This is a genomic window from Pseudomonas sp. H3_E04 (assembly GCF_054668915.1).
In genome coordinates, this window is record NZ_CP162797.1 from 4,028,762 (window position 1) to 4,050,642 (window position 21,881).

The 21,881-nt window shown below is 60.8% G+C and carries 23 protein-coding genes; 8 read left to right on the forward strand and 15 right to left on the reverse strand.

Going from position 1 to position 21,881, the window contains the following annotated elements; translation table 11 throughout:
* Window positions 1-19: 19 nt before the first annotated feature.
* Entirely contained in the window at window positions 20-469 is a 450-nt protein-coding gene (gene cadR / locus AB4N53_RS18235) for a Cd(II)/Pb(II)-responsive transcriptional regulator (protein ID WP_460122143.1), read from the forward strand.
* A 121-nt stretch (window positions 470-590) separates the two neighbouring features.
* On the opposite strand, the gene AB4N53_RS18240 is transcribed toward cadR, so the two are convergent.
* The 3 genes from AB4N53_RS18240 to AB4N53_RS18250 form a co-directional block, all read right to left on the reverse strand.
* A complete protein-coding gene (locus tag AB4N53_RS18240) occupies window positions 591-1,562 on the reverse strand; it encodes a thymidylate synthase (RefSeq protein ID WP_460122145.1) in 972 nt (323 codons plus the stop codon).
* A 50-nt stretch (window positions 1,563-1,612) separates the two neighbouring features.
* A complete protein-coding gene (lgt, locus tag AB4N53_RS18245) occupies window positions 1,613-2,428 on the reverse strand; it encodes a prolipoprotein diacylglyceryl transferase (protein ID WP_016772683.1) in 816 nt (271 codons plus the stop codon).
* 79 nt (window positions 2,429-2,507) lie between these two features.
* Entirely contained in the window at window positions 2,508-3,290 is a 783-nt protein-coding gene (locus AB4N53_RS18250) for a sulfite exporter TauE/SafE family protein (protein ID WP_016772682.1), read from the reverse strand.
* A 130-nt stretch (window positions 3,291-3,420) separates the two neighbouring features.
* Between AB4N53_RS18250 and AB4N53_RS18255 the strand changes: the two genes are divergently transcribed.
* Window positions 3,421-4,167: an NRDE family protein gene (locus AB4N53_RS18255; protein WP_460122147.1), complete on the forward strand. Its 747-nt coding sequence runs from the start codon at window positions 3,421-3,423 to the stop codon at window positions 4,165-4,167.
* Window positions 4,168-4,303: 136 nt separating this feature from the next.
* Here AB4N53_RS18255 and ptsP read toward each other — a convergent pair whose 3' ends face one another.
* Both ptsP and AB4N53_RS18265 read right to left on the reverse strand, forming a co-directional pair.
* Entirely contained in the window at window positions 4,304-6,583 is a 2,280-nt protein-coding gene (ptsP, locus tag AB4N53_RS18260; protein ID WP_064364717.1) for a phosphoenolpyruvate--protein phosphotransferase, read from the reverse strand.
* Between the two features lie 22 nt (window positions 6,584-6,605).
* Window positions 6,606-7,085 carry an RNA pyrophosphohydrolase gene (locus tag AB4N53_RS18265; RefSeq protein ID WP_003229203.1) on the reverse strand — a complete coding sequence of 160 codons (480 nt, stop codon included), beginning with the start codon at window positions 7,083-7,085 and terminating at the stop codon, window positions 6,606-6,608.
* A gap of 143 nt (window positions 7,086-7,228) precedes the next feature.
* On the opposite strand from AB4N53_RS18265, the gene AB4N53_RS18270 reads away from it, so the two are divergent.
* The gene (locus AB4N53_RS18270; protein ID WP_016772679.1) at window positions 7,229-7,885 is read left to right on the forward strand and encodes a histidinol-phosphatase; all 657 of its coding nucleotides are present in this window, start codon (window positions 7,229-7,231) and stop codon (window positions 7,883-7,885) included.
* A 105-nt stretch (window positions 7,886-7,990) separates the two neighbouring features.
* On the opposite strand, the gene AB4N53_RS18275 is transcribed toward AB4N53_RS18270, so the two are convergent.
* Window positions 7,991-8,404: a DUF2269 family protein gene (locus AB4N53_RS18275; protein ID WP_460122149.1), complete on the reverse strand. Its 414-nt coding sequence runs from the start codon at window positions 8,402-8,404 to the stop codon at window positions 7,991-7,993.
* Between the two features lie 41 nt (window positions 8,405-8,445).
* Window positions 8,446-9,960 carry a threonine ammonia-lyase, biosynthetic gene (ilvA, locus tag AB4N53_RS18280; protein ID WP_460122151.1) on the reverse strand — a complete coding sequence of 505 codons (1,515 nt, stop codon included), beginning with the start codon at window positions 9,958-9,960 and terminating at the stop codon, window positions 8,446-8,448.
* Window positions 9,961-10,219: 259 nt separating this feature from the next.
* On the opposite strand from ilvA, the gene rpiA reads away from it, so the two are divergent.
* Entirely contained in the window at window positions 10,220-10,894 is a 675-nt protein-coding gene (rpiA, locus tag AB4N53_RS18285) for a ribose-5-phosphate isomerase RpiA (protein ID WP_007913886.1), read from the forward strand.
* Between the two features lie 141 nt (window positions 10,895-11,035).
* Here the strand turns inward: rpiA and AB4N53_RS18290 are convergent, their stop codons facing one another.
* The 4 genes from AB4N53_RS18290 to AB4N53_RS18305 all read right to left on the reverse strand — a co-directional run bounded on the left by AB4N53_RS18290 (window position 11,036) and on the right by AB4N53_RS18305 (window position 15,363).
* Window positions 11,036-11,953, reverse strand: a complete 918-nt coding sequence (locus AB4N53_RS18290) for an SdiA-regulated domain-containing protein (RefSeq protein WP_460122153.1) — start codon at window positions 11,951-11,953, stop codon at window positions 11,036-11,038.
* A gap of 117 nt (window positions 11,954-12,070) precedes the next feature.
* On the reverse strand, window positions 12,071-12,994 hold the full coding sequence (locus tag AB4N53_RS18295; RefSeq protein WP_460122155.1) for an SdiA-regulated domain-containing protein: 924 nt from the start codon (window positions 12,992-12,994) through the stop codon (window positions 12,071-12,073).
* A gap of 267 nt (window positions 12,995-13,261) precedes the next feature.
* Entirely contained in the window at window positions 13,262-13,927 is a 666-nt protein-coding gene (locus tag AB4N53_RS18300) for a fumarylacetoacetate hydrolase family protein (RefSeq protein ID WP_024014705.1), read from the reverse strand.
* 41 nt (window positions 13,928-13,968) lie between these two features.
* The gene (locus AB4N53_RS18305; RefSeq protein ID WP_024014706.1) at window positions 13,969-15,363 is read right to left on the reverse strand and encodes an FAD-binding oxidoreductase; all 1,395 of its coding nucleotides are present in this window, start codon (window positions 15,361-15,363) and stop codon (window positions 13,969-13,971) included.
* A gap of 205 nt (window positions 15,364-15,568) precedes the next feature.
* Here AB4N53_RS18305 and serA point away from each other — a divergent pair, with 205 nt between their 5' ends.
* Complete coding sequence (gene serA, locus AB4N53_RS18310) at window positions 15,569-16,798, forward strand: phosphoglycerate dehydrogenase (RefSeq protein WP_024014707.1); 1,230 nt, start codon at window positions 15,569-15,571, stop codon at window positions 16,796-16,798.
* A gap of 120 nt (window positions 16,799-16,918) precedes the next feature.
* Here serA and AB4N53_RS18315 read toward each other — a convergent pair whose 3' ends face one another.
* Window positions 16,919-17,344 carry a DUF4399 domain-containing protein gene (locus AB4N53_RS18315; protein ID WP_460122157.1) on the reverse strand — a complete coding sequence of 142 codons (426 nt, stop codon included), beginning with the start codon at window positions 17,342-17,344 and terminating at the stop codon, window positions 16,919-16,921.
* Window positions 17,345-17,479: 135 nt separating this feature from the next.
* Here AB4N53_RS18315 and AB4N53_RS18320 point away from each other — a divergent pair, with 135 nt between their 5' ends.
* A complete protein-coding gene (locus AB4N53_RS18320) occupies window positions 17,480-18,046 on the forward strand; it encodes a transporter substrate-binding domain-containing protein (RefSeq protein ID WP_460122159.1) in 567 nt (188 codons plus the stop codon).
* Window positions 18,047-18,149: 103 nt separating this feature from the next.
* Here the strand turns inward: AB4N53_RS18320 and AB4N53_RS18325 are convergent, their stop codons facing one another.
* Together AB4N53_RS18325 and AB4N53_RS18330 are read right to left on the reverse strand one after the other, a co-directional pair.
* Window positions 18,150-18,635, reverse strand: coding sequence for a 2-thiouracil desulfurase family protein (locus AB4N53_RS18325; RefSeq protein WP_460122161.1), 486 nt, complete (start codon window positions 18,633-18,635; stop codon window positions 18,150-18,152).
* A 2-nt stretch (window positions 18,636-18,637) separates the two neighbouring features.
* Window positions 18,638-19,270, reverse strand: coding sequence for a 2OG-Fe(II) oxygenase (locus AB4N53_RS18330; RefSeq protein WP_039757483.1), 633 nt, complete (start codon window positions 19,268-19,270; stop codon window positions 18,638-18,640).
* A gap of 108 nt (window positions 19,271-19,378) precedes the next feature.
* On the opposite strand from AB4N53_RS18330, the gene AB4N53_RS18335 reads away from it, so the two are divergent.
* Complete coding sequence (locus AB4N53_RS18335) at window positions 19,379-20,110, forward strand: DUF2059 domain-containing protein (protein ID WP_024014712.1); 732 nt, start codon at window positions 19,379-19,381, stop codon at window positions 20,108-20,110.
* A gap of 105 nt (window positions 20,111-20,215) precedes the next feature.
* On the opposite strand, the gene bipL is transcribed toward AB4N53_RS18335, so the two are convergent.
* A complete protein-coding gene (gene bipL, locus AB4N53_RS18340) occupies window positions 20,216-21,163 on the reverse strand; it encodes a phospholipase BipL (RefSeq protein ID WP_206421419.1) in 948 nt (315 codons plus the stop codon).
* Window positions 21,164-21,261: 98 nt separating this feature from the next.
* Between bipL and AB4N53_RS18345 the strand changes: the two genes are divergently transcribed.
* Complete coding sequence (locus AB4N53_RS18345) at window positions 21,262-21,840, forward strand: DUF6436 domain-containing protein (protein WP_460122164.1); 579 nt, start codon at window positions 21,262-21,264, stop codon at window positions 21,838-21,840.
* Window positions 21,841-21,881: the final 41 nt, after the last annotated feature.

A 21,881-nucleotide genomic window follows, 5' to 3' on the forward strand; every position in this document is an offset into this window, starting at 1 on the left:
CCTTTTGGAGATGACCGTCATGAAGATCGGCGAACTGGCGAAACTCACCGACTGCGCGGTGGAAACCATCCGCTACTACGAGCGCGAAAACCTCCTGCCGGAACCGGCGCGCAGCGACGGTAACTATCGCGTCTACACCCAGACCCACGCCGAGCGCCTGACCTTCATCCGCAACTGCCGCACCCTCGACATGACCCTCGAAGAAATCCGCAGCCTCCTCGCCCTGCGCGACAGCCCGCAGGATCAGTGCGAGAGCGTCAATGCGCTGATTGACGAACATATTCAGCATGTGAAAGCGCGGATTGATGGGTTATTGGCGTTGCAGACGCAACTGCTCGACCTGCGCCAACGCTGTGGCGAAGGCCCGGAGGCGGATCAATGCGGGATCTTGCAGCGGCTGGAAGTGAGTGGCGGGGTTGTGGCGACGGAGGTTGAGCATTCCCATGTGGGCCGTAGTCACGGCCATTGAGCCCAACACAAAACCAAATGTAGGAGCTGCCGCAGGCTGCGATCTTTTGATCTTTTAAACAGCAAGATCAAAAGATCGCAGCCTGCGGCAGCTCCTACACAGGGGTGTGGCGTATTACTTGTCAGACCGCCATCGGCGCGGTCATCGGCGGATGGTGCTCATAGCCTTCCAGCGAAAAATCGCTCGGCTCGACCAGTTCCAGCCATTCCGGCTGATACACGCCAGTCTTGGCAAATTCCGGCACGCGATCGGAGATTTTCAGTTTCGGCATGGCAAACGGCTCGCGCTTGAGCTGTTCGTTGAGCATGTCCAGGTGGTTCTCGTAGACATGCGCATCGCCGATGAAATAGGTGAACCAGCGCGGCGTGTAACCGGTCAGGCGACCGATCAGGCTCAGCAGCGCAGCGCCTTCAGTGAGGTTGAACGGCGTGCCCAGCCCCAGATCGTTGGAGCGGATGTAGAGCGTCAGGGAGATTTCCTTGGTCTCGACATTCGGGTGGAACTGATACAGCAGATGGCATGGCGGCAGGGCCATTTCATCGAGCTGGGCGCAGTTCCAGCCGTGGAACAGAATGCGGCGGCTGCCCGGATCCTTGATGATCGTGTCGACGCACTGCCGCACCTGATCGATCGCCTTGTACAGCACGACGTAGGCCTGGCCGTCTTCTTCGCCCTGAGCGATCTGCTTGTAGCCGTTGCTCAGGGTCTGTTCGATGGCGGCGATGTTGCTCAGCGGGATCTGCTTGTACGCCGGCCATTTGCGCCATTGCACGCCGTAGATTTCGCCGAGGTCGTCGTCGCCCTGACGGAACGGGTTGGCCAGCCACTGCGCGTTTTCGTTGGCGTTCTGGTCCCAGACCTTGCAGCCCAGCGCGCGGAATTCAGCGGCGTTGTTGACGCCACGGAGAAACCCGCACATCTCGCCGATGGCCGATTTGAAGGCCATCTTGCGCGTGGTGATCGCCGGGAAACCTTCCTGCAGATCGAAACGCAGCATCGCTCCCGGGAAACTGATGGTGTTGATGCCGGTGCGGTTGGCCTGCTTGGTGCCGTTCTGAATGACGTGCGAGACCAGTTCGAGATATTGCTTCATGAGTTACCTGTGTCCTTGGAACCCCGGCGTCGCGCGCCGGGGTTCGTAGTTTAAGCCGTCGGCGCGAGCGGCGCTGCCGGGGCGCGACGATAGGCCAGCCAGATCAGCAACAGCCCGCCGACGATCATCGGCACGCAGAGCACCTGACCCATGGTCAGCCAGTTCCACGCCAAGTAGCCGAGCTGCGCATCCGGGACGCGGACGAACTCGACGATGAAACGGAAGATGCCGTAGAACAGCGCGAACATGCCGGAGACCGCCATGGTCGGGCGCGGTTTGCGCGAGAAAATCCACAGGATCAGGAACAGCGCCACGCCTTCGAGGGCGAACTGATACAGCTGCGACGGGTGACGCGGCAACTGCGCCGGATCGCTGAACGGCGGGAACACCATGGCCCACGGCACGTCGGTGGCCTTGCCCCACAGCTCGGCGTTGATGAAGTTGCCGATGCGCCCGGCGCCCAGGCCGATCGGCACCATCGGCGCGACGAAGTCCATCAACTGGAAGAACGACTTGCCATTGCGCTTGCCGAACCACAAGGCCGCGAGCATCACGCCGATGAATCCGCCGTGGAACGACATGCCGCCCTTCCACACTTCGAAAATCAGCGTCGGGTTGGCCAGGTACGCGCTCAGGTCATAGAACAGCACGTAACCCAGACGGCCGCCGACAATCACGCCCATCGATAGCCAGAACACCAGATCGGAGAGTTTCTCCTTGGTCCAGGTCGGGTCGAAGCGGTTGAGCCGGCGCGACGCCAACAGCCACGCGCCGCCGATGCCGATCAGGTACATCAGACCGTACCAGTGGATTTTCAGCGGACCGATGGCCAGGGCCACCGGGTCGATCTGCGGGTAAGGCAGCATTGCGACTCCTTGTTAGAGTTGAAAGCGAAATTCCCGGGCGACGCTGCCACCTCAGGATTAAGCCAGGATTGCCACGCAGTCAGAGCAGAAAGCTCAAACCCACGCAGAACAGCAAAGCGGCGAACAGCCTTTTCAGCAAGCGCGGCGACAACCTGTGCGCCAGACGCGCGCCGAGCCGGGCAAACACCATGCTGGTCAGGGCGATGCCCAACAATGCCGGCAAATACACAAAACCGAGACTATGGGCCGGCAACAGCGGATCGTGCCACCCCAGAATCATGAAACTTGCTGCACTGGCCAGAGCGATCGGCAGGCCACAGGCCGATGAGGTCGCCACAGCCTGCTGCATCGGCACGCTGCGCCAGGTCAGAAACGGCACGGTCAGCGAGCCGCCACCAATGCCGAAAATCGCCGAGGCCCAGCCAATCACCGTTCCAGCGGCAGTCAGACCGAGTTTGCCCGGTACCGTTCGGCTGGCTTTGGGTTTGACATCCAGCGCCAGTTGCACGGCGATCACCAGGGCAAATACGCCGATGATCTTTTGCAGGTTCGGCCCGGAGATCGCTTCTGCGGTCAGCGCACCGAAACCGGCGCCGAGCAGAATGCCCACGGTCATCCAGCGAAAAATCGCCCAACGCACCGCGCCGCGACGGTGATGTTCACGCACGGCGTTGACCGAGGTGAAGATGATCGTTGCCAGCGACGTGCCCACCGCCAGGTGCGTGAGGATCGACTGATCGAAACCCTGCAGGGTGAAGCTGAACACCAGCACCGGGACGATGATGATCCCGCCGCCGACTCCAAACAGCCCGGCGAGCACGCCCGCACAGGCGCCGAGCGCCAGGTAGAGCAGAAATTCCATGACCGTCTCCAGCACGCATCGGCAAAACAGGAGCGGCATGTTAACGGATGCGCAGCCTTCTGCTCCACTGGCGATGGATGCACGGACGCCGGATGCGTAGAGTGGGCAAAAAACACACAAGGACCACCTTATGTGCCTGATTGTTTTCGCCTGGCGCCCGAGCCATGCCCAGCCGCTGATCGTCGCGGCCAACCGCGACGAATTCTACGCCCGCCCGACCCTGCCATTGGCGCAATGGCCCGAAGCGTCACACGTGCATGCCGGGCGTGATCTTGAAGCTGGCGGCACCTGGCTGGGGATCGGCGCCAACGGGCGCTTCGCCGCGCTGACCAATATCCGCGATCCACAACAGCCGCCGGCAACCAAATCCCGGGGCGAACTGGTGGCGCGCTTTCTCACAGGTGATCTGTCGATTGATGATTATTTGAGCGATGTGGTGGCTCGTGCCGCCGAATATGCCGGGTTCAATCTGCTGCTGGGCAATGCCCATGAGTTGTGGCACTTCAATGCGCGGGCGTCAGAGCCGGTGATGTTGCAGTCCGGGGTTTATGGTTTATCCAACGCGGGGCTGGATACGCCGTGGCCAAAACTGCTCAAGGCCAAGGCGGCGTTGAGCGCGGTGCTGGATGATCCGCAGCCTGAGCGCTTGTTGACCTTGCTGAGCGATGCGCAGACCGCACCCGAGGCGGAGTTGCCGGATACCGGAGTGGGCATGGCGACGGAAGCGTTGTTGTCGAGCGTGTTTATTGCCAGCCAGAGTTACGGGACGCGGGCGAGTACGGCGTTGGTTGTGCAGGCGGACGGAACGCGGCGGATGGTTGAGCGCAGCTTTGGGCCGTATGGCGGGCATTTGGGCGAGGTGGAGGTTGTGGTTTAGCGGTGCCTGAACTGGCGCCTTCGTCGGAACGCCGCCCGGAGCAGGCTCGCTCCCACATGGGTTTCGTGATCGATACGAATACCTGTGGGAGCGAGCCTGCTCCGGGCGGCGTTCCGACGAAGAGGGCATCAGCCTTTTAGAGAGCCTTGTTCACCACCGGCGAATTCATCTTCGCCAACCCGAGATTCTTCAGTGCCAATTGCAGCGAGCTGTGGATAACCTGCGGGTTATCGATCTTCATCAGTTCCGCCAGCATCTCCTGCGCCTTGCTCAAGTTCACCTGGCGCAACATCCACTTCACCTTCGGCAGGTTGGTGGCGTTCATCGACAGGCTGTCGAAACCCATCGCCATCAACAGCACCGCTGCCGCCGGATCACCGGCCATTTCGCCGCAGATGCTCACCGGTTTGCCTTCGGCGTGCGCGTCGGTGACCACGGTTTGCAGGGCTTGCAGCACCGCCGGGTGCAGGTAGTCGTAGAGGTCGGCGACGCGCGGGTTGTTGCGATCGACCGCCAGCAGGTACTGGGTCAGGTCGTTGGAGCCGACGGAGAGGAAGTCGACCATCCGCGCCAGTTCCTTGGTCTGGTAAACCGCTGCCGGGATTTCGATCATCACGCCGATCGGCGGCATCGGCACGTCGGTGCCCTCGTCGCGCACTTCGCCCCACGCACGGTGGATCAGGTGCAGGGCTTCTTCGAGTTCGTGGGTGCCGGAGATCATCGGCAGCAGAATCCGCAGATTGTTCAGGCCTTCGCTGGCCTTGAGCATCGCGCGGGTCTGCACCAGGAAGATTTCCGGGTGGTCGAGGGTCACGCGGATACCGCGCCAGCCGAGAAACGGGTTGTCTTCCTTGATCGGGAAGTACGACAGCGACTTGTCACCGCCGATGTCGAGGCTGCGCATGGTCACCGGTTGCGGGTGGAACGCGGCGAGCTGCTCACGATAGATCGCCAGTTGTTCCTTCTCGCTCGGGAAGCGCTGGTTGATCATGAACGGCACTTCGGTGCGGTACAGACCGACCCCTTCGGCGCCACGCTTCTGCGCCCGCGCCACATCGGCGAGCAGACCGGTGTTGACCCACAGCGGCATGCGGTGGCCATCGAGGGTCACGCACGGCAGGTCGCGCAGGGTATCGAGGCCCAGCGCCAGTTGTTTCTCTTCTTCGACGACTTCGGCGAACTGCTTGCGCAGCACTTCGCTGGGGTTGGTGTAGACCTCGCCACGGGTGCCGTCGACGATCATTTCGATGCCGTCGACCTTGGCGTACGGCAGGTCGACCAGGCCCATCACCGTCGGAATGCCCATGGCCCGGGCCAGAATCGCGACGTGGGAGTTACCCGAACCGAGTACCGAGACCAGACCGACCAGCGTGCCTTCCGGCACCTCGCCGAGCATCGCCGGCGTCAGTTCTTCGCTGACCAGAATGGTTTTTTCCGGGTAGACCAGGTTCTGCTGGCGCTCTTCCTGCAGATACGCGAGCAGACGGCGGCCAAGGTCTTTGACGTCCGAGGCGCGCTCACGCAGGTAAGCGTCGTCCATCAATTCGAAACGGTTGACGTGCTCAGTGACCACCTGACGCAACGCGCCCTGGGCCCATTGGCCGGTCTTGATCACGGTGGTGATTTCGCTGCCCAGCGAGGCATCATCGAGCATCATCAAATAGACGTCGAACAGCGCGCGCTCTTCCGGGCGCAGTTGGGTGGCGAGTTTGGCGGACAACGCGCGCATGTCGGCGCGCACGCCTTCGATGGCGGTCTTGAACAGCGCCAGCTCAGCATTGATGTCGGTGATGGTCTTGTCCGGAACCACGTCCAGATCCGCCGGCGGCAGCATGACCACGGCGGTACCGACGGCAGCACCGGGCGAGCCCGGCACGCCGACGAACTTGGCTTCCTGAATGCCCTTGCCCTGACGGCCCAGACCACGGATCGAACCGGTGGCCTCGGCGTGGGCGATTACGCCGGCGAGTTGCGCGCTCATGGTCACGAGGAAGGCTTCTTCACCTTCGTCGAACTGGCGGCGTTCTTTCTGCTGGATGACCAATACGCCGACGACGCGGCGGTGGTGAATGATCGGTGCACCGAGGAACGAGGCGTAACGCTCTTCACCGGTTTCGGCGAAGTAGCGATAGCGCGGGTGGACCGAAGCGTTCTCGAGGTTCAGGGGTTCTTCACGCGTGCCGACCAGACCGACCAGACCCTCGTTGGGGGCCATGCTGACCTTGCCGATCGAGCGCTTGTTCAAGCCCTCGGTGGCCATCAGGACGAAGCGATTGGTTTCCGGATCAAGCAGGTAGACCGAGCAGACCTGGCTGCCCATGGCCTCTTTGACGCGCAACACAATAATCCCCAACGCCGCCTTGAGATCCTTGGCGGAGTTAACTTCCTGGACGATCTTGCGCAGCGTATTGAGCATGGCTCGGGGTCGAACTCCGTCGTCAGTCGCGCGCTAAAAGGCGCGGGGCAAGCTCTTTGAGAGCGCGTCGATACACCTCGCGCTTGAATGTCACCACCTGGCCCAACGGATACCAATAGCTGACCCAGCGCCAGCCATCGAACTCCGGTTTACCGGTCAGATCCATCCGCACCCGCTGCTCGTTGGAGATCAGGCGCAGGAGAAACCATTTCTGTTTCTGGCCGATGCACAGCGGTTGGCTGTGGGTACGCACCAGGCGTTGCGGCAAACGATAGCGCAACCAGCCTCGGGTACAGGCCAGTATTTCAACATCTTCACGTTCCAGGCCAACTTCTTCGTTCAGCTCGCGGTACAAGGCGTCTTCCGGCGTCTCCTCGGGGTTGATGCCCCCTTGCGGAAACTGCCAGGCGTCCTGATTGATACGGCGAGCCCATAGCACCTGGCCGGCGTCATTCGTCAGAATGATCCCGACATTGGGGCGGAAACCATCGGGGTCGATCACGGCAACAACCTCGCAAACGCATGTCGCCGCATTGTTCCACAAAGCTTGATCAGGCGGCAACGAAGGTTCCTACCTTATGTGCACTCTTGTGAAAAGACCGTATTCTTGTCGCCTTTTTACTGACTTTTCAGCGGGTAACTGCAATGCGCCTGGCTTTATTCGATTTGGACAACACCCTTCTGGGCGGCGACAGCGATCACGCCTGGGGCGATTATCTGTGCGAGCGCGGCTTCCTCGACCCGATCGCCTACAAGGCGCGCAACGACGAGTTCTATCAGGATTACCTGGCCGGCAAGCTGGACAACGCTGCCTACCTGAACTTCTGTCTGGAAATTCTCGGCCGCACCGAAATGGCCGTGCTCGACGCATGGCACAGCGATTACATGCGCGACTGCATCGAGCCGATCGTGCTGCCCAAGGCACTGGAGCTGCTGAAGAAGCACCGCGACGCTGGCGACAAACTGGTGATCATCACTGCGACCAACCGTTTCGTGACGGCACCGATCGCCGTACGCCTGGGCGTGGAAACCCTGATTGCCACCGAATGCGAAATGATCGACGGCCGCTACAGCGGACGCAGCACCGACATTCCGTGTTTCCGTGAAGGCAAGGTCACGCGCCTGAATCGTTGGCTGGAAGAGACCGGGTATTCGCTTGAGGACAGCTATTTCTATAGCGATTCGATGAATGATCTGCCGTTGCTGGAGCAGGTCGCGAATCCGGTGGCGGTGGATCCTGACCCGAATCTGCGGGCCGAGGCCGAGAAGCGTGGCTGGCCGGTGATTTCGTTGCGCGACTGATATCGCCTTCGCGAGCAGGCTCGCTCCCACATTGGATCTGTGTCATTCACAAATCTCCTGTGGGAGCGAGCCTGCTCGCGAATGGCCGCAACTCGGTCTCAAGCCTTAAACCGGCTTGGCCCCCATCAACGCCGCTATAGCGACAAACCCAACGCCGCTGACAATCGCCAGGGCCAGATTGAACTTGCGATTGCCCACCCCACTGGTCCAAAGCCGATCAAGCCGGACCAGCAGCCAGACCGCACTGAGCGTGGCCACGGCGTAGATTACGCTGGACCCCAGAATCCACAGTTGGCCCAATGGCCAGCCAACCAGATGCACCAGCCACCAACCGGTGAAAGGCATGCTGAGCATGCCGATCAGCATCAGACACCAGATGAACAGCCAGGGACGGCGCATCGTACTGGCCGCTCCTTCGCTGCGATTACGCCAGGTCAGGGCGGCGAGCCCCAGCCCGCTCACGAGGATGACCACGGTCGCCGCGACGTGGAGGACTTTCAGGGTGGTCAGGGTTTCCATGTCGTTCTCATCCGTAGATCCATGCCCATCAGCGTAGCCGCTCAGCCAAGAAACAGCTGATAGGCCGGATTGTCGCTTTCGTCCCAGTATGGATAGCCAATTTCCGCCAGTGCTGCCGGTACCAGATGACGCTCGTCATGGGGCACTTGCAGGCCGGCGACCACACGGCCATCAGCCGCGCCGTGGTTGCGGTAGTGGAACATCGAGATATTCCAGCGCCCGCCGAGCTTGTTGAGGAAGTTGAACAAGGCGCCCGGACGTTCCGGGAATTCGAAGCGCAGCACCACTTCATCCACCACCTGCGCCGCGCGACCGCCGACCATGTGGCGGATGTGCAGCTTGGCCAGTTCATTGTCGGTCAGGTCGATGACCGGGAAACCCTGCTCGGTCAGGCTCGCCAGCAATGCGCTGCGCGGATCGTTGTCAGGGTGGGTCTGCACGCCGACGAAGATGTGCGCTTCGCTGCCGGTGTTGTAGCGGTAATTGAATTCGGTGATCTGGCGCTTGCCGATGGCTTCGCAGAAGGCCTTGAAGCTGCCGGCCTGCTCGGGAATGGTCACGGCGATGATCGCCTCGCGCCCTTCGCCCAGCTCAGCGCGTTCGGCGACGTGGCGCAGACGGTCGAAGTTGACGTTGGCGCCGGAGTCGATGGCGACGAAGGTCTGGCCGCTGACGCCTCGTTGCTCGACGTATTTCTTGATCCCGGCCACGCCCAACGCGCCGGCAGGTTCGGTGATCGAGCGGGTATCGTCGTAGATGTCCTTGATTGCTGCGCAGATCTCATCGGTGCTGACGGTGATCACTTCATCGACGTAATCCTTGCAGATCTCGAAGGTGTACTGGCCGATCTGCGCCACCGCCACACCGTCGGCGAAGATGCCTACGGTCGGCAGAACCACGCGCTCGCCCGCCGCCATCGCGGCTTGCAGACAGTTGGAATCGTCCGGTTCGACACCGATGACCTTGATGTCCGGACGCAGGTATTTCACGTACGCCGCGATACCGGCGATCAGCCCGCCACCGCCGACCGGAACGAAGATCGCGTCCAGTGGCTGCGGGTGCTGACGAAGAATTTCCATGGCCACGGTGCCCTGCCCGGCAATGGTGTGCGGATCGTCGTACGGGTGGATGTAGACGTAGCCTTTTTCATCGACCAGTTTCAGCGAATAGGCCAGCGCTTCCGGAAACGAGTCACCGTGCAGCACCACTTTGCCGCCGCGAGAGCGCACGCCTTCGACCTTGATTTCCGGGGTGGTCTTGGGCATGACAATCGTGGCTTTGACGCCCAACACTTTCGCCGCCAGAGCCAGACCCTGCGCATGATTGCCCGCCGACGCGGTGACCACGCCACGGGCGCGCTCTTCGTCAGTCAGCTGGGTGAGTTTGTTGTAGGCACCGCGAATCTTGAACGAGAACACCGGCTGCAAGTCTTCACGCTTGAGCCAGATGTCATTGCCCAGCCGCTCGGAGAGCTGGCGGGCGTTCTGCAGCGGGGTTTCTACGGCAACGTCATAAACGCGCGAGGTGAGGATCTTTTTGACGTACTGTTCGAGCATCGGAAAGCATCACTGAGCGGGTTGGGCAGGGCCAAGGAGTCTAACCCGGCTTTCAGCCGGACGACCACACGGATCCAGAGGTTTTATGCGTCCAAAAAGATCGCAGCCTTCGGCAGCTCCTCCACTTTGCAACACATTCCTCTGTCGAAGCTGCCGAAGGCTGCGATCTTTTGATCTGCCAATAGGACAATGACCTCCACGACCGTGAGGCCTATAATGCCGGCCTTTCTGCCCACCCCTTGCCCGTTTCGGAGCCCGCATGACTCAGGATCAACTCAAACAGGCCGTGGCCCAGGCCGCCGTCGACTTCATCCTGCCGAAACTCGACGACAAGAGCATCGTCGGCGTCGGCACCGGCTCGACCGCCAACTGCTTCATCGACGCCCTGGCCCAGCACAAGGGCGCGTTCGATGGCGCGGTCGCCAGCTCCGAAGCCACCGCCGCGCGCCTCAAGGGCCACGGAATTCCGGTGTACGAGCTCAATACTGTCAGCGATCTGGAGTTCTACGTCGACGGCGCCGATGAAAGCGACGCGCACCTGAACCTGATCAAGGGCGGCGGCGCGGCCCTGACCCGCGAGAAGATCGTCGCGGCTGTAGCCAAGACCTTCATCTGCATTGCCGACGCCAGCAAACTGGTGCCGGTGCTCGGTGAATTCCCGCTGCCGGTGGAAGTGATCCCGATGGCACGCAGCCACGTTGCCCGCCAATTGGTCAAACTCGGTGGCGACCCGGTGTACCGCGAAGGTGTACTGACCGACAACGGCAACATCATCCTCGACGTGTTCAACCTGCAGATCACCAACCCGGTGGAGCTGGAAGCGCAGATCAACGCGATCGTCGGCGTGGTCACCAACGGCCTGTTCGCCGCGCGCCCGGCGGATCTGTTGCTGCTGGGCACCAGCGAAGGCGTGAAAACCCTGAAGGCTGAGTAACAGACTGCCCGAATCATGGGCAGACAAATAGACCTGTGGGAGCGAGCCTGCTCGCGAATGCGCCTGTTCAGCCAACATCTTCATTGACTGGCCAACCGCCTTCGCGAGCAGGCTCGCTCCCACAGTGTCTTGGGGTGTTGGTTAGGGCTGTGCCGGTTTCTTGAAGACGTAAAACAGATTCGGCTCGCTCACCAGATACAACGCACCGTCATCATCCATCGCAATCCCCTCGGCCTGCGGCACGGTTTTCTGCAAACCCTGACGCCCGCCGCTGATCGACATGGTGCTCAACGGGCGGCCGTCGACATCCAGCTCGATAATCAACCGCGACTCGTCCGACAGTGCCAGCAGGTGCCCGCTGCGCTCGTCGTACTGCAGACTCGACAGATCACGCACGAACATCCCGGCATCGCGCTTGGGGTTGTTGATCACGTGCACGGCGTAGGTCTTGTCCGGTTTGAAATGCGGGAAACCGTGGACCTCGTAGATCAGCATCGGGTCGCGTTCTTTGGCCACGAACAGCCGCTTGCCCACCGAGTCGTACGCCAGCCCCTCGAAACCCTTGTTGCTGGCCATGTGCACACCGAGAGTCATCTGCTCGGCGTCTTCGGCATCGAGGAAAGTGGTGTCGGCTTCAAGGTGGATCTTGATCAGGCGTTGCTGGCGCTCGTCGGTGATCACGTAAGTGTCGGCGCTGATGTACTCGACCGCTTCCGGATCGCCGAACCCGACCAGGGCAATGCGCCGCAGGATCTTGCCTTCCAGCGACAGTTCGATCAGTTCGGAATTCTTGTTGGTCACGGTGAACAGGCTTTTGCGCACCGGATCGTAGGTCAGCGCCGAAACGTCATCGTCGAGCCCGTCGATCGGCCGCGCTTCGATCGTCACCCGATATTGATCCAGGCCAATGGCCTCGCTGCTCAACGGCTGCCACAGCGTGTGCAGGTTGAACCAGGCGCGCTCGAACAGGCGCAGGTATTGACCGATCGCGAGCAACGCGATCAGGGCAATCATCAACAGGACAAGAATCAGCGGTTTGGGACGGGCAAGTCGACGCATTCAGGCAGGCTCGGGTTCAAGGCAGGCGGATGAAATATCACGCCTGTCTGAACTGAAGCTTAATGGCCACTTGCCTGCCACGACAACCGCCTAATTCCGCGATTGTCGTAGGGAAAATTACCGGTGTTTTTCGAAGCGGTAGAACAGGTTCGGTTCGCTGACCATGTACAACGTGCCGTCCTCGTCCATGGTCATGCCTTCGGCGCGGGGAATGGTGTCTTTCAAGCCGTTGAAATTGCCGAGCAGGGTCATGAAGCTGACTTGCTCGCCCTTCTCGTCCAGTTCCAGCAAAAGGTGCGAATCGGCCGACAACACCAGCAGATGGCCAGTGCGCGGATCGACGGCCAGCGCCGAGAGGTTGCGAATGTCGAGCTCGTCACTGGCCAGCTTCTGCTTGTCGCCGGTCAGGGTCTGGCTGCCGTCGCTTTTCCAGGTGAACAGCGCTGGCGGACGTTCCTCCCCGAGCATCAGCTGTCGATTACGCGGATCCCAGGTGATGGCTTCAAAGGCTTTGTTCTGGTCTTTCGACGGCCCGAGATCGTATTTCGGAAAGTCGGCCATGTTCAGCTCGCGCGTACCGGCGTCGACCTTGACGATCGACAGTGTGTGTTGACGCTCATCAACGATCGCCAGCAGGCCGTTTTCCATGACCGTCAGGCCTTCCGGATTGCTCCAGCCCACCAGCGGCATCTTGCGCAACACGTCGCCCTGCAGTGTCAGCTCAGCGAGGAACGGATTTTTGCCCATCACCGCAAACAGGGTTTTGGTCTGGGGGTTGTAAGCCAGATCGGAAGCTTCGTCCTTCTCCATGCCCGGCAGCGGCTTGGCATCGATCACGACCTGATAATCCGGCAGCCACACGCTCTCCTTCTGCTCGGCCTTGCTCTCGAAGCGCTCCAGCACCCACAGCACACCACGATCATCCCAGTGCATGGCGAACGCCAGCCCATAGGCCGCTGCGATGACCAGCAACAGCCAGACATACCAGCGCAGGACGAAGCGGGATCGGAGAGTGGGTTTCTGCTGAGTTCGAGATGCCATCAGGGGACGCGTTCCGTAAATTCAGGCCAAGGGTAATAGCACAAAGAGGCCGGCTGAGACGCCAGATTCGCGGAAATTATCCAGAGAGGATGTGAAAAAAACGGGAAATGGCGGGATTGGCGTGTGCTGTCAGCTATCTACAGCACGCCGCACAACAATGTGGGAGCGAGCCTGCTCGCGAAGGCGCCGGGTCAGACGACATCATCGTCGCCTGACAGTCCGTCTTCGCGAGCAGGCTCGCTCCCACCTGGGTACACGGTGTTGCGGTTAGCGCACGCTGCTGCTGAAGCTGCTCGCCCCCGGCAGTTCGAGGACGATTTCATCGCCGACGTTCAGCGGGCCGACGCCCACTGGCGTGCCCGTGAGGATCACGTCACCGGCCTGCAGCGAGAAGCAGCCGGCCATGTGCTGGATCATCGGCACGATCGGGTTGAGCATCGCGCTGCTGTTGCCGTCCTGGCGCACTTCGCCGTTGATGGTCAGGCGGATGCCGATGTCGGTCAGGTCAGCGAAGGTGCTGCCGACCACGAACGGCGCGATCACCGCCGCGCCGTCGAACGACTTGGCGATTTCCCATGGCAGGCCCTTGGCTTTCAGCTCGGCCTGCTTGTCGCGCAGGGTCAGGTCCAGCGCCGGGGCGAAGCCGGAGATCGCATCGAGCACTTCTTCACGGCTCGGCTTGGTCGACAGCGGCTTGCCGATCAACACGGCGATTTCCGCTTCGTAGTGCACCGAACCACGCTCGGTCGGAATGCTGAACCCGCCTTCCAGCGGCACCACGCAACTGCCCGGCTTGATGAACAGCAGCGGCTCGGTCGGCACCGGATTGTCCAGTTCCTTGGCGTGCTCGGCGTAATTGCGGCCAATGCACACGACTTTCCCGATCGGGAAGTGAATGCGCGTGCCGTCGACGTACTGGTGCTGATAGCTCATTTACCGACTCCTGCCTTTATTGATTCAACAGAGATTACCGATCAAACCGGGAAAATCTTGCCCGGGTTCATGATGCCGTTCGGGTCGAACACTGCCTTGACCGCTTTCATGTACTCGATCTCGGCCGGCGAGCGGCTGTAGGTCAGGTAATCACGCTTGGTCATGCCCACGCCGTGCTCGGCCGAGATCGAGCCGTTGTACTTCTCGACGGTTTCGAACACCCACTTGTTGACAGTGGCGCACTTGGCGAAGAACTCGTCCTTGCTCAGATTTTCCGGCTTGAGGATGTTCAGGTGCAGATTGCCGTCGCCGATGTGGCCAAACCAGACGATCTCGAAATCCGGATAGTGCTCGCCAACGATCGCGTCGATCTCGCGCAGGAACGCCGGCACTTTCGAGACGGTAACCGAGATGTCGTTCTTGTACGGCGTCCAGTGCGAAATGGTTTCGGAGATGTACTCGCGCAGCTTCCACAAGTTGTGCAACTGGGTTTCGCTCTGGCTCATCACGCCGTCGAGCACCCAGCCCTGTTCTACGCAGTGTTCGAAGGTCTCCAGCGCGCTGTTGGCCACTTCTTCGGTGGTCGCTTCGAATTCCAGCAGGGCGTAGAACGGGCACTCGGTATCGAATGGCGCCGGCACATCACCACGGCCCATGACCTTGGCCAGAGCCTTGTCGGAGAAAAATTCGAACGCGGTCAGGTCGAGCTTGCCCTGGAAGGCGTGCAGCACCGGCATGATCGAATCGAAATCGGCGGTGCCGAGGACCATCGCCGTGAGGTTTTTCGGCGCGCGATCAAGGCGCATGGTCGCTTCGACGACGAAACCGAGCGTACCTTCGGCGCCAATAAACAGCTGACGCAGGTCGTAACCGGTGGCGTTCTTGATCAGGTCCTTGTTCAGTTCGAGCACGTCACCCTTGCCAGTGACGACTTTCATGCCGGCCACCCAGTTGCGGGTCATCCCGTAGCGAATCACTTTGATCCCGCCGGCATTGGTGCCGATATTGCCGCCAATCTGGCTGGAACCCGCCGAGGCGAAGTCGACCGGATAGTACAGGCCGTTTTCTTCAGCGACGTTCTGCAGATGTTCGGTGACCACACCCGGCTGGCACACGGCGGTGCGGTCGGTGAGGTTGACGTCGAGAATCTGGTTCATGTAATCGAACGAAACCACCACTTCGCCATTGGCCGCCACCGCAGCGGCGGACAACCCGGTGCGCCCGCCGGAGGGCACCAGCGCGACCTTGTGGGTATTGGCCCAACGCACCACGGCCTGCACTTGCTCGATGGTCTTGGGAAACACGATGGCGCTCGGCGCCGGGGCGAAGTGCTTGGTCCAATCCTTGCCGTAGGTGTTCAGGGAGTCGGCGTCGGTGAGGACTTTGCCAGGCTCAACCAGGGTCTTCAGTTCATCAATCAGCGCAGGATTGGTCATCGACAGAACTCTCGAACAATTCATGGTCATCCTGAGAACGCTTCACGTCGCAGGAATGAGTGTTTAGCGGGGTGGCTATGCTAGCATACCGACCCCGCAGGACAGTGCCCAAGGCCAGATCCGCGGTGACGGCTTTGTTGCCGTGCGGGTCAGCTCCAAGCTGCTCCCTCCCTGCCATTTTTCTCCGGGATACAGGTTTACGCAGATGAGCAAGACTTCTCTCGATAAGAGCAAGATCAAGTTCCTTCTTCTCGAAGGCGTCCACCAATCGGCTGTCGACGTCCTCAAGGCGGCGGGCTACACCAGCATCGAATACCTGACTGGTTCCTTGCCGGAAGCCCAGCTCAAGGAAAAGATCGCTGACGCTCACTTCATCGGCATTCGCTCGCGCACGCAACTGACCGAAGAGATCTTCGATCACGCGAAGAAACTGGTCGCGGTCGGCTGTTTCTGCATCGGCACCAACCAGGTTGACCTCAGTGCAGCCCGCGAGCGCGGTATCGCCGTGTTCAACGCGCCGTACTCCAACACCCGCTCCGTGGCTGAGCTGGTGCTGGCCGAAGCGATCCTGCTGCTGCGCGGCATCCCTGAGAAAAATGCCTCCTGCCACCGTGGTGGCTGGATCAAGTCCGCCGCCAACTCGTTCGAGATCCGTGGCAAGAAGCTGGGCATCGTCGGCTACGGCTCGATCGGCACGCAGCTGTCGGTGCTGGCTGAAGGCCTGGGCATGCAGGTGTTCTTCTATGACACCGTGACCAAGCTACCACTGGGCAACGCCACGCAGGTCAACAACCTGCACGAGCTGCTGGGCATGTCCGACATCGTCACCCTGCACGTGCCGGAAACTGCCGCCACTCAGTGGATGATCGGCGAGAAGGAAATCCGCGCCATCAAGAAGGGCGGCATTCTGATCAACGCTGCTCGTGGCACCGTGGTTGAACTGGACGCTCTGGCTGACGCGATCAAGGACAAGCACCTGATCGGCGCGGCCATCGACGTGTTCCCGGTGGAACCACGCTCCAACGACGAAGAGTTCGAAAGCCCGCTGCGTGGCCTCGACAACGTGATCCTGACCCCGCACATCGGTGGCTCGACCGCCGAAGCGCAAGCCAACATCGGTCTGGAAGTGGCAGAGAAACTGGTCAAGTACAGCGACAACGGTACTTCGGTGTCGTCGGTCAACTTCCCGGAAGTGGCCCTGCCGGCTCACCCTGGCAAGCACCGCCTGCTGCACATCCACGAGAACATCCCGGGTGTGATGAGCGAGATCAACAAGGTCTTCGCCGAAAACGGTATCAACATCTCCGGTCAGTTCCTGCAGACCAACGAGAAGGTTGGCTACGTGGTGATCGACGTCGACGCCGAATACTCGGAGCTGGCGCAAGAGAAGCTGCAACACGTCAACGGCACTATCCGTAGCCGGGTTCTCTTCTAAGAGCAGCTACAAGCCACAAGTTACAAGCGGCAAGTGAAAAGCGCTTTTGCCTTTACTTGCCGCTTGCAGCTAGCCACTTGAAGCTGAATAAAAAAAGGGAGCCCCGAAGGCTCCCTTTTTTTATTCCACGTTAACGGTGATTTTCTTCGAGACGATTGGCGGGTCGAATGCCATGTGACCGCTGTCGCCAAGTTCCAGCTGCAAGGTGTGCTTGCCCGGAGCCAGTTTGATTTCAGCAAAAGTCTGCGCCTTGCCAAAGTGCATATGGTTGGCATCGGTAGGGACCACCGAGCCGGCAGGAACGATTTCCTTGGCGTCGATCAGCAGATGGTGATGACCGGTATTTTTGGTCGGATCACCAGCCGGTGCCAGCGCGACGTTCTTGGTACCGAACTTGACGATGAAGGTCTGCGAAACCGTGGCGCCGTCCTCGGGAGAAACGATGAACACTTCAGCATCCTTTGGCGCCGGTGTCGCCGCACTGGCCAGCACCGAAACACCCATCAGCACACCGGCCAACGCTGCACGAGACATAAAGCTTTTCATTTTCTTCTCCAGTTTTTCCGTAAAATCCGCACGGTCATGACAACTTCATGACCATTCGTTGTCGAAGGCACTCGACAACCATAGCAAAGCGAGCCTGAATCAGAGCGTCGCGATAATGATTTCAAAGGAGTGACCATGCGCCTGCTGCCTGGCCTGTTCTGCCTGCTACCCCTTCTGAGCCCGCTGGTTCACGCCGAACTGATTGATGACGTCAACGACCGTGGCGAGCTGCGCATAGCCCTTGAGGCTAATACACCGCCCTTCAATTACAAGGAAGGCGACACCCTCACGGGGTTCGAGGTCGAGCTTGGGCAACTTCTGGCCAAGGAGCTGGATGTGCGTGCCGACTTTATCGTCACCGACGAGGGCGACCTGCTCCAGGGCGTTGAAAGCGGCAAGTACGACGTCGCGCTCAATCACATAGCACTGACACCCGAACTCAAGGATCGTTTCGACTTCAGCGAGCCGTACGGCCAGGTCGACGGGCAATTGCTGGCGAAGAAGGATGAAACGCCACGGCCGATGGTGCTGGTGCAGGCGTTGACCGAAGAGAAGCCGAAAGCGGCAGTGCCGGTCGAGCTGGCGATTCCCTTCCAGAAGGGCAACCCGGCGTTTCAGGCCAGCCTCAAGAGCGCGATGCAGCGGATCAAAGACGACGGACGCCTGGCGGCGCTGTCGAAGAAGTGGTTCAACGAACCGTAGGAGCTGCCGCAGGCTGCGATCTTTTGATGTTGATTCAAAAAGATCAAAAGATCGCAGCCTCGTTTCACTCGTCAGCTCCTACAGTTGAATGGGTGCTGGCGCTTTAGTCGAGTCGGGCCAGGGCCTGCGCGGCTTGCGGCAGCTCAAGCTCACTGAACACCTGAACCCCATGGCGCTTGAGCAACGCCGCCGTCACCCCTTCGCCACTGACTTTGACCCCACTGAACGTGCCGTCATACGTCACCAGATTCCCGCAAGACGGACTGTTGGCCTTGAGCACCGCTACCCGAATGCCGTGCTTTTGCACCAGTTCCAGCGCTTGCCGTGCACCCTCGATAAACGGCGCACTGACATCCTCACCGTCGCTAGTGATGACCGCAACAGTGCCATCGAGCACCTGACCGCCCTGCCCGCCAGGAATCTCCGCCGCCGCCCGCGGTGTCGGCAAACCACCGGCCACTTCCGGACACAACGGCACCACGCGTCCTTCTTCGATCCATTGCTCAAGCAGATCAAACGGCCCACTCGCGCCACCGTCATAACGCACGCGATGGCCCAACAGGCAGCGGCTGACCAGAATTTTTTCCATCTTCAGAACGGCTCGTTGCCACGGCGACGGAACCAGCCAGTCAGCGACAGGCGCTCGCGATGGGCCGGCAACACTTCGTGGGGCACTTCGCCGGAGAGAAACACCACCAGGCAGCCGCCAGTCGGCTGTACGTCATGCACACGTTCATCGCCCAGGTACATGCGCAACTGACCACCGTCCTCCGGCAGCCAGGCGTCGTTGAGGTAGATGACGGCCGAAACCATGCGTCGGTCGTCATCGCGAAAGCGGTCGACGTGCTTGAGGTAAAACGCGCCGGGCGGGTACAGCGCGAAATGGCATTCGAAGTCTTCCAGGCCCAGAAACAGACCGCGATTGAGCGCCTCGCGCAGACTGTCCATCAGGCTCAGATAACGATCAGTGGCCTCGGCCTGGCCCGGGTCGATCCACTGGATGTGATCGCCGCGAATACCCTCGCGAATCTCCGAAAACGGCCCGCGTCCGACCGCCGCCGGCGCCAGCTCACCCTCGGCTTCTCGTTTACGGCACTCGGCCGCCAGCGCCCGGGTCAGATCGGCGGGCAGGAAGATGTTCTGCTGCGACCAGCCGTGTTCGGCCAGGTCGTCGACAATGCGTAACAGCAGCGGGTGTTCAGAGGATATCGGCATGGCGCGCATAGTATGCCGACGGCAATAAATCCGACAGAGCCACGCAGCGGCTTGCTACGAATTCTCGACAAGTACCGGCACCGCACGGACAATAGTCCGCTGCTGACAGGAGTCCCTATGCGCCGTTTGCTTTTTTCACTGTTGATGTTCTGCGTATTGCCCGCCTGGGCGGACGGCCACGATCAGTTGTACAAGGTCGCCGGCTGGCCAGAACAACGCGCGCATTTCAACGATGCCCTGAGCGCCGCCCAGCAGCGCTATCAGAACAGCCTGCCGCCTGCGGTGTTTCAGGCCCTGGTCAACAACAGCAACCAGCGCTTCGCCGCACAGGCCATGGATCAACGCGCCGAAGCGCAACTGCGGCAGAAACTTGCCGACCCGAAACCGGCGCTGACCTTCTTCCAGTCGCCGCTGGGCAAGAAAATCGTCGCCGCCGAATTGCTCGCAACTCGCCGTGACCAACTGGCGAAAAACGCCCAGGGCCTGCCGAAGATGCAGGCCAGCGACAGTCGCTTGCTGATCATCGGCCACTTGGCGCAAGCCTTGCCGGCCCGTGAGGCTGGCGCCGAGGTCAGTCTGGCGATTGCCGGCGTAGCAGCGGACAGCTTGAGTTCGATGATCCCGGGACTGCTCGGTGGCGGACAGGCACAGGGTATGTTGAATGGTCAGCGCCAGCGCCTGATGGATCAGATCGGCGCCGATCTGAACAACACCCTGCTTTACGTCTACCGCGACTTGTCGGATGAAGAGCTGGAAGAGTTTGCGACGTTTGCCGAGTCGACCGAGGGCAAGGCTTATTACCAGGCGGCACTGGCGGCGATTCGGGCGGGGTTGGCGGTCGGCCAGTGATTTTCGCTGCCTGAAAGATCGCATTCGCGAGCTGGCTCGCTCCCACAGCCTGTAATGCATTCCCCTGTGGGAGCGAGCCTGCTCGCGAAGAGGCCCTCCCAGGCATTAGAGATTTCGCCCCCTGATCCGCTTGCTCAGGAATTCGAAATACTCCTCGCGCATCTCCGCCGTTTCATTGGCCAGGTGATGCCGTGCCTCGGCCAACAGCAGGATCTGCGGCCGGTCGAACTTCCACTTCAACACCTGCAGATTGTGCTGCCAGTCGACGGTCATGTCCGCCTGCCCCTGAATGATCAGCGGCCGTCGCGGACTTTTTTTTGCGTGCTCGACGCGAATGATCCAGCGCGACAGCGCGCCCACCCATTTGGTCGGCAGACGTCTTGGCTGTAACGGATCGGCCTGCAGAAACGGCAGGAAATCCGGATCATTGGAGTTCTCGCTGAAGCGTCGCGCCACACCGCGTACAAACGGCCGCAGCAGGTAATAACTCAACTGCGACCAGCCCCACGCCCTTGGTCGCACCAATGGCGCCAGCAGAATCACTTGCCCCTGCGCCGGACTGTTCTCGCCATGGTTGAGCAGGTGATCGACGACAATCGCGCCACCGGTGCTCTGCCCGCACAAATGCCAAGGCTGCGGCAGCGCGATCGAGTTCGCTTCAGCAAACAGCGCCTGCAACATATCCTGGTATTCAGCGAAATCGCGAATGCTCGCCCGTGGCCCGCTCGACAGCCCATGCCCCGGCAAGTCGCAGGCGATCACGGCGAAATCCTGATCCAGCGCCCACTCTATCACATGCCGGTACAGGCCGATGTGATCGTAGTAACCGTGGAGCAGAAACAGCGTCGCCTTGACCTTCTCCGGCCACCAGCAATGGCTGACCAGCTCGTAGCCATCGACTTCGAAACGGCCCATGCCGCGCCAGACATCGCGCTCGGCGAAGTCGGTCTTGTAGAAGCGTTGATAAGCCTTCGCCTCATCCGATAACGGCTGCCACTCGGCCAATGGCTTGAGGCTCGCGCGTAAATGATCGGGGTCGAAAGTATCAGGCATGCGGGCATTCCAGAGCGGTAAACGGACTTTATCGGCCTGCGATATTCATCTGTAGAGGCAGACATGGCAAGCTAGCCCGCCTCTGAGGAAGCAAATCCATGCGTTCGCCCTACCGCACCGCACTGTTCGCCAGCCTGCTCGCGCTGATCTGCGCCGGGGTGCTGTGGGCGGCGTATGACTGGTTTCAGGGCCGCTATCTGCGCGCGTTCAGCGAACACACTGCCGTGTTTTCCGGCGATCCGCTGCGCCTGCCGGACAACCTCGCCGGGGCGGGCAATATCCGTCTTGTGCACTTCTGGGACCCGGCCTGCCCGTGCAACGTCGGCAATCAACAGCACCTGAGCGCGATGGTCGAACAGTTCGGTCCTCGCGGCGTAGAGTTCTTCGCCGTGCAAAAACCCGGCAGCCACGGCCAGTTGCCCGCCACCCTCGCCAGCCTGAAAACCATCATCGTCCTGCCCGGCTCCGAACAGATCCCTGCCAGCCCCGCCGTCGCGATCTGGGATCGCAGCGGCAAACTTGCCTACTTCGGCCCGTACAGCGAAGGCCTGACCTGCAACTCCAGCAACAGCTTTATCGAACCGATCCTGCATGCCCTGACCGAGGATCGCCCGGTCAATGCCACGCATACGCTGGCGGTGGGTTGTTATTGCCCGTGGTCGGTGGAGGCAAAGTAAGGCATTCCGGACTTTTCAAGGACAGCGCTGCAGCGCACAGA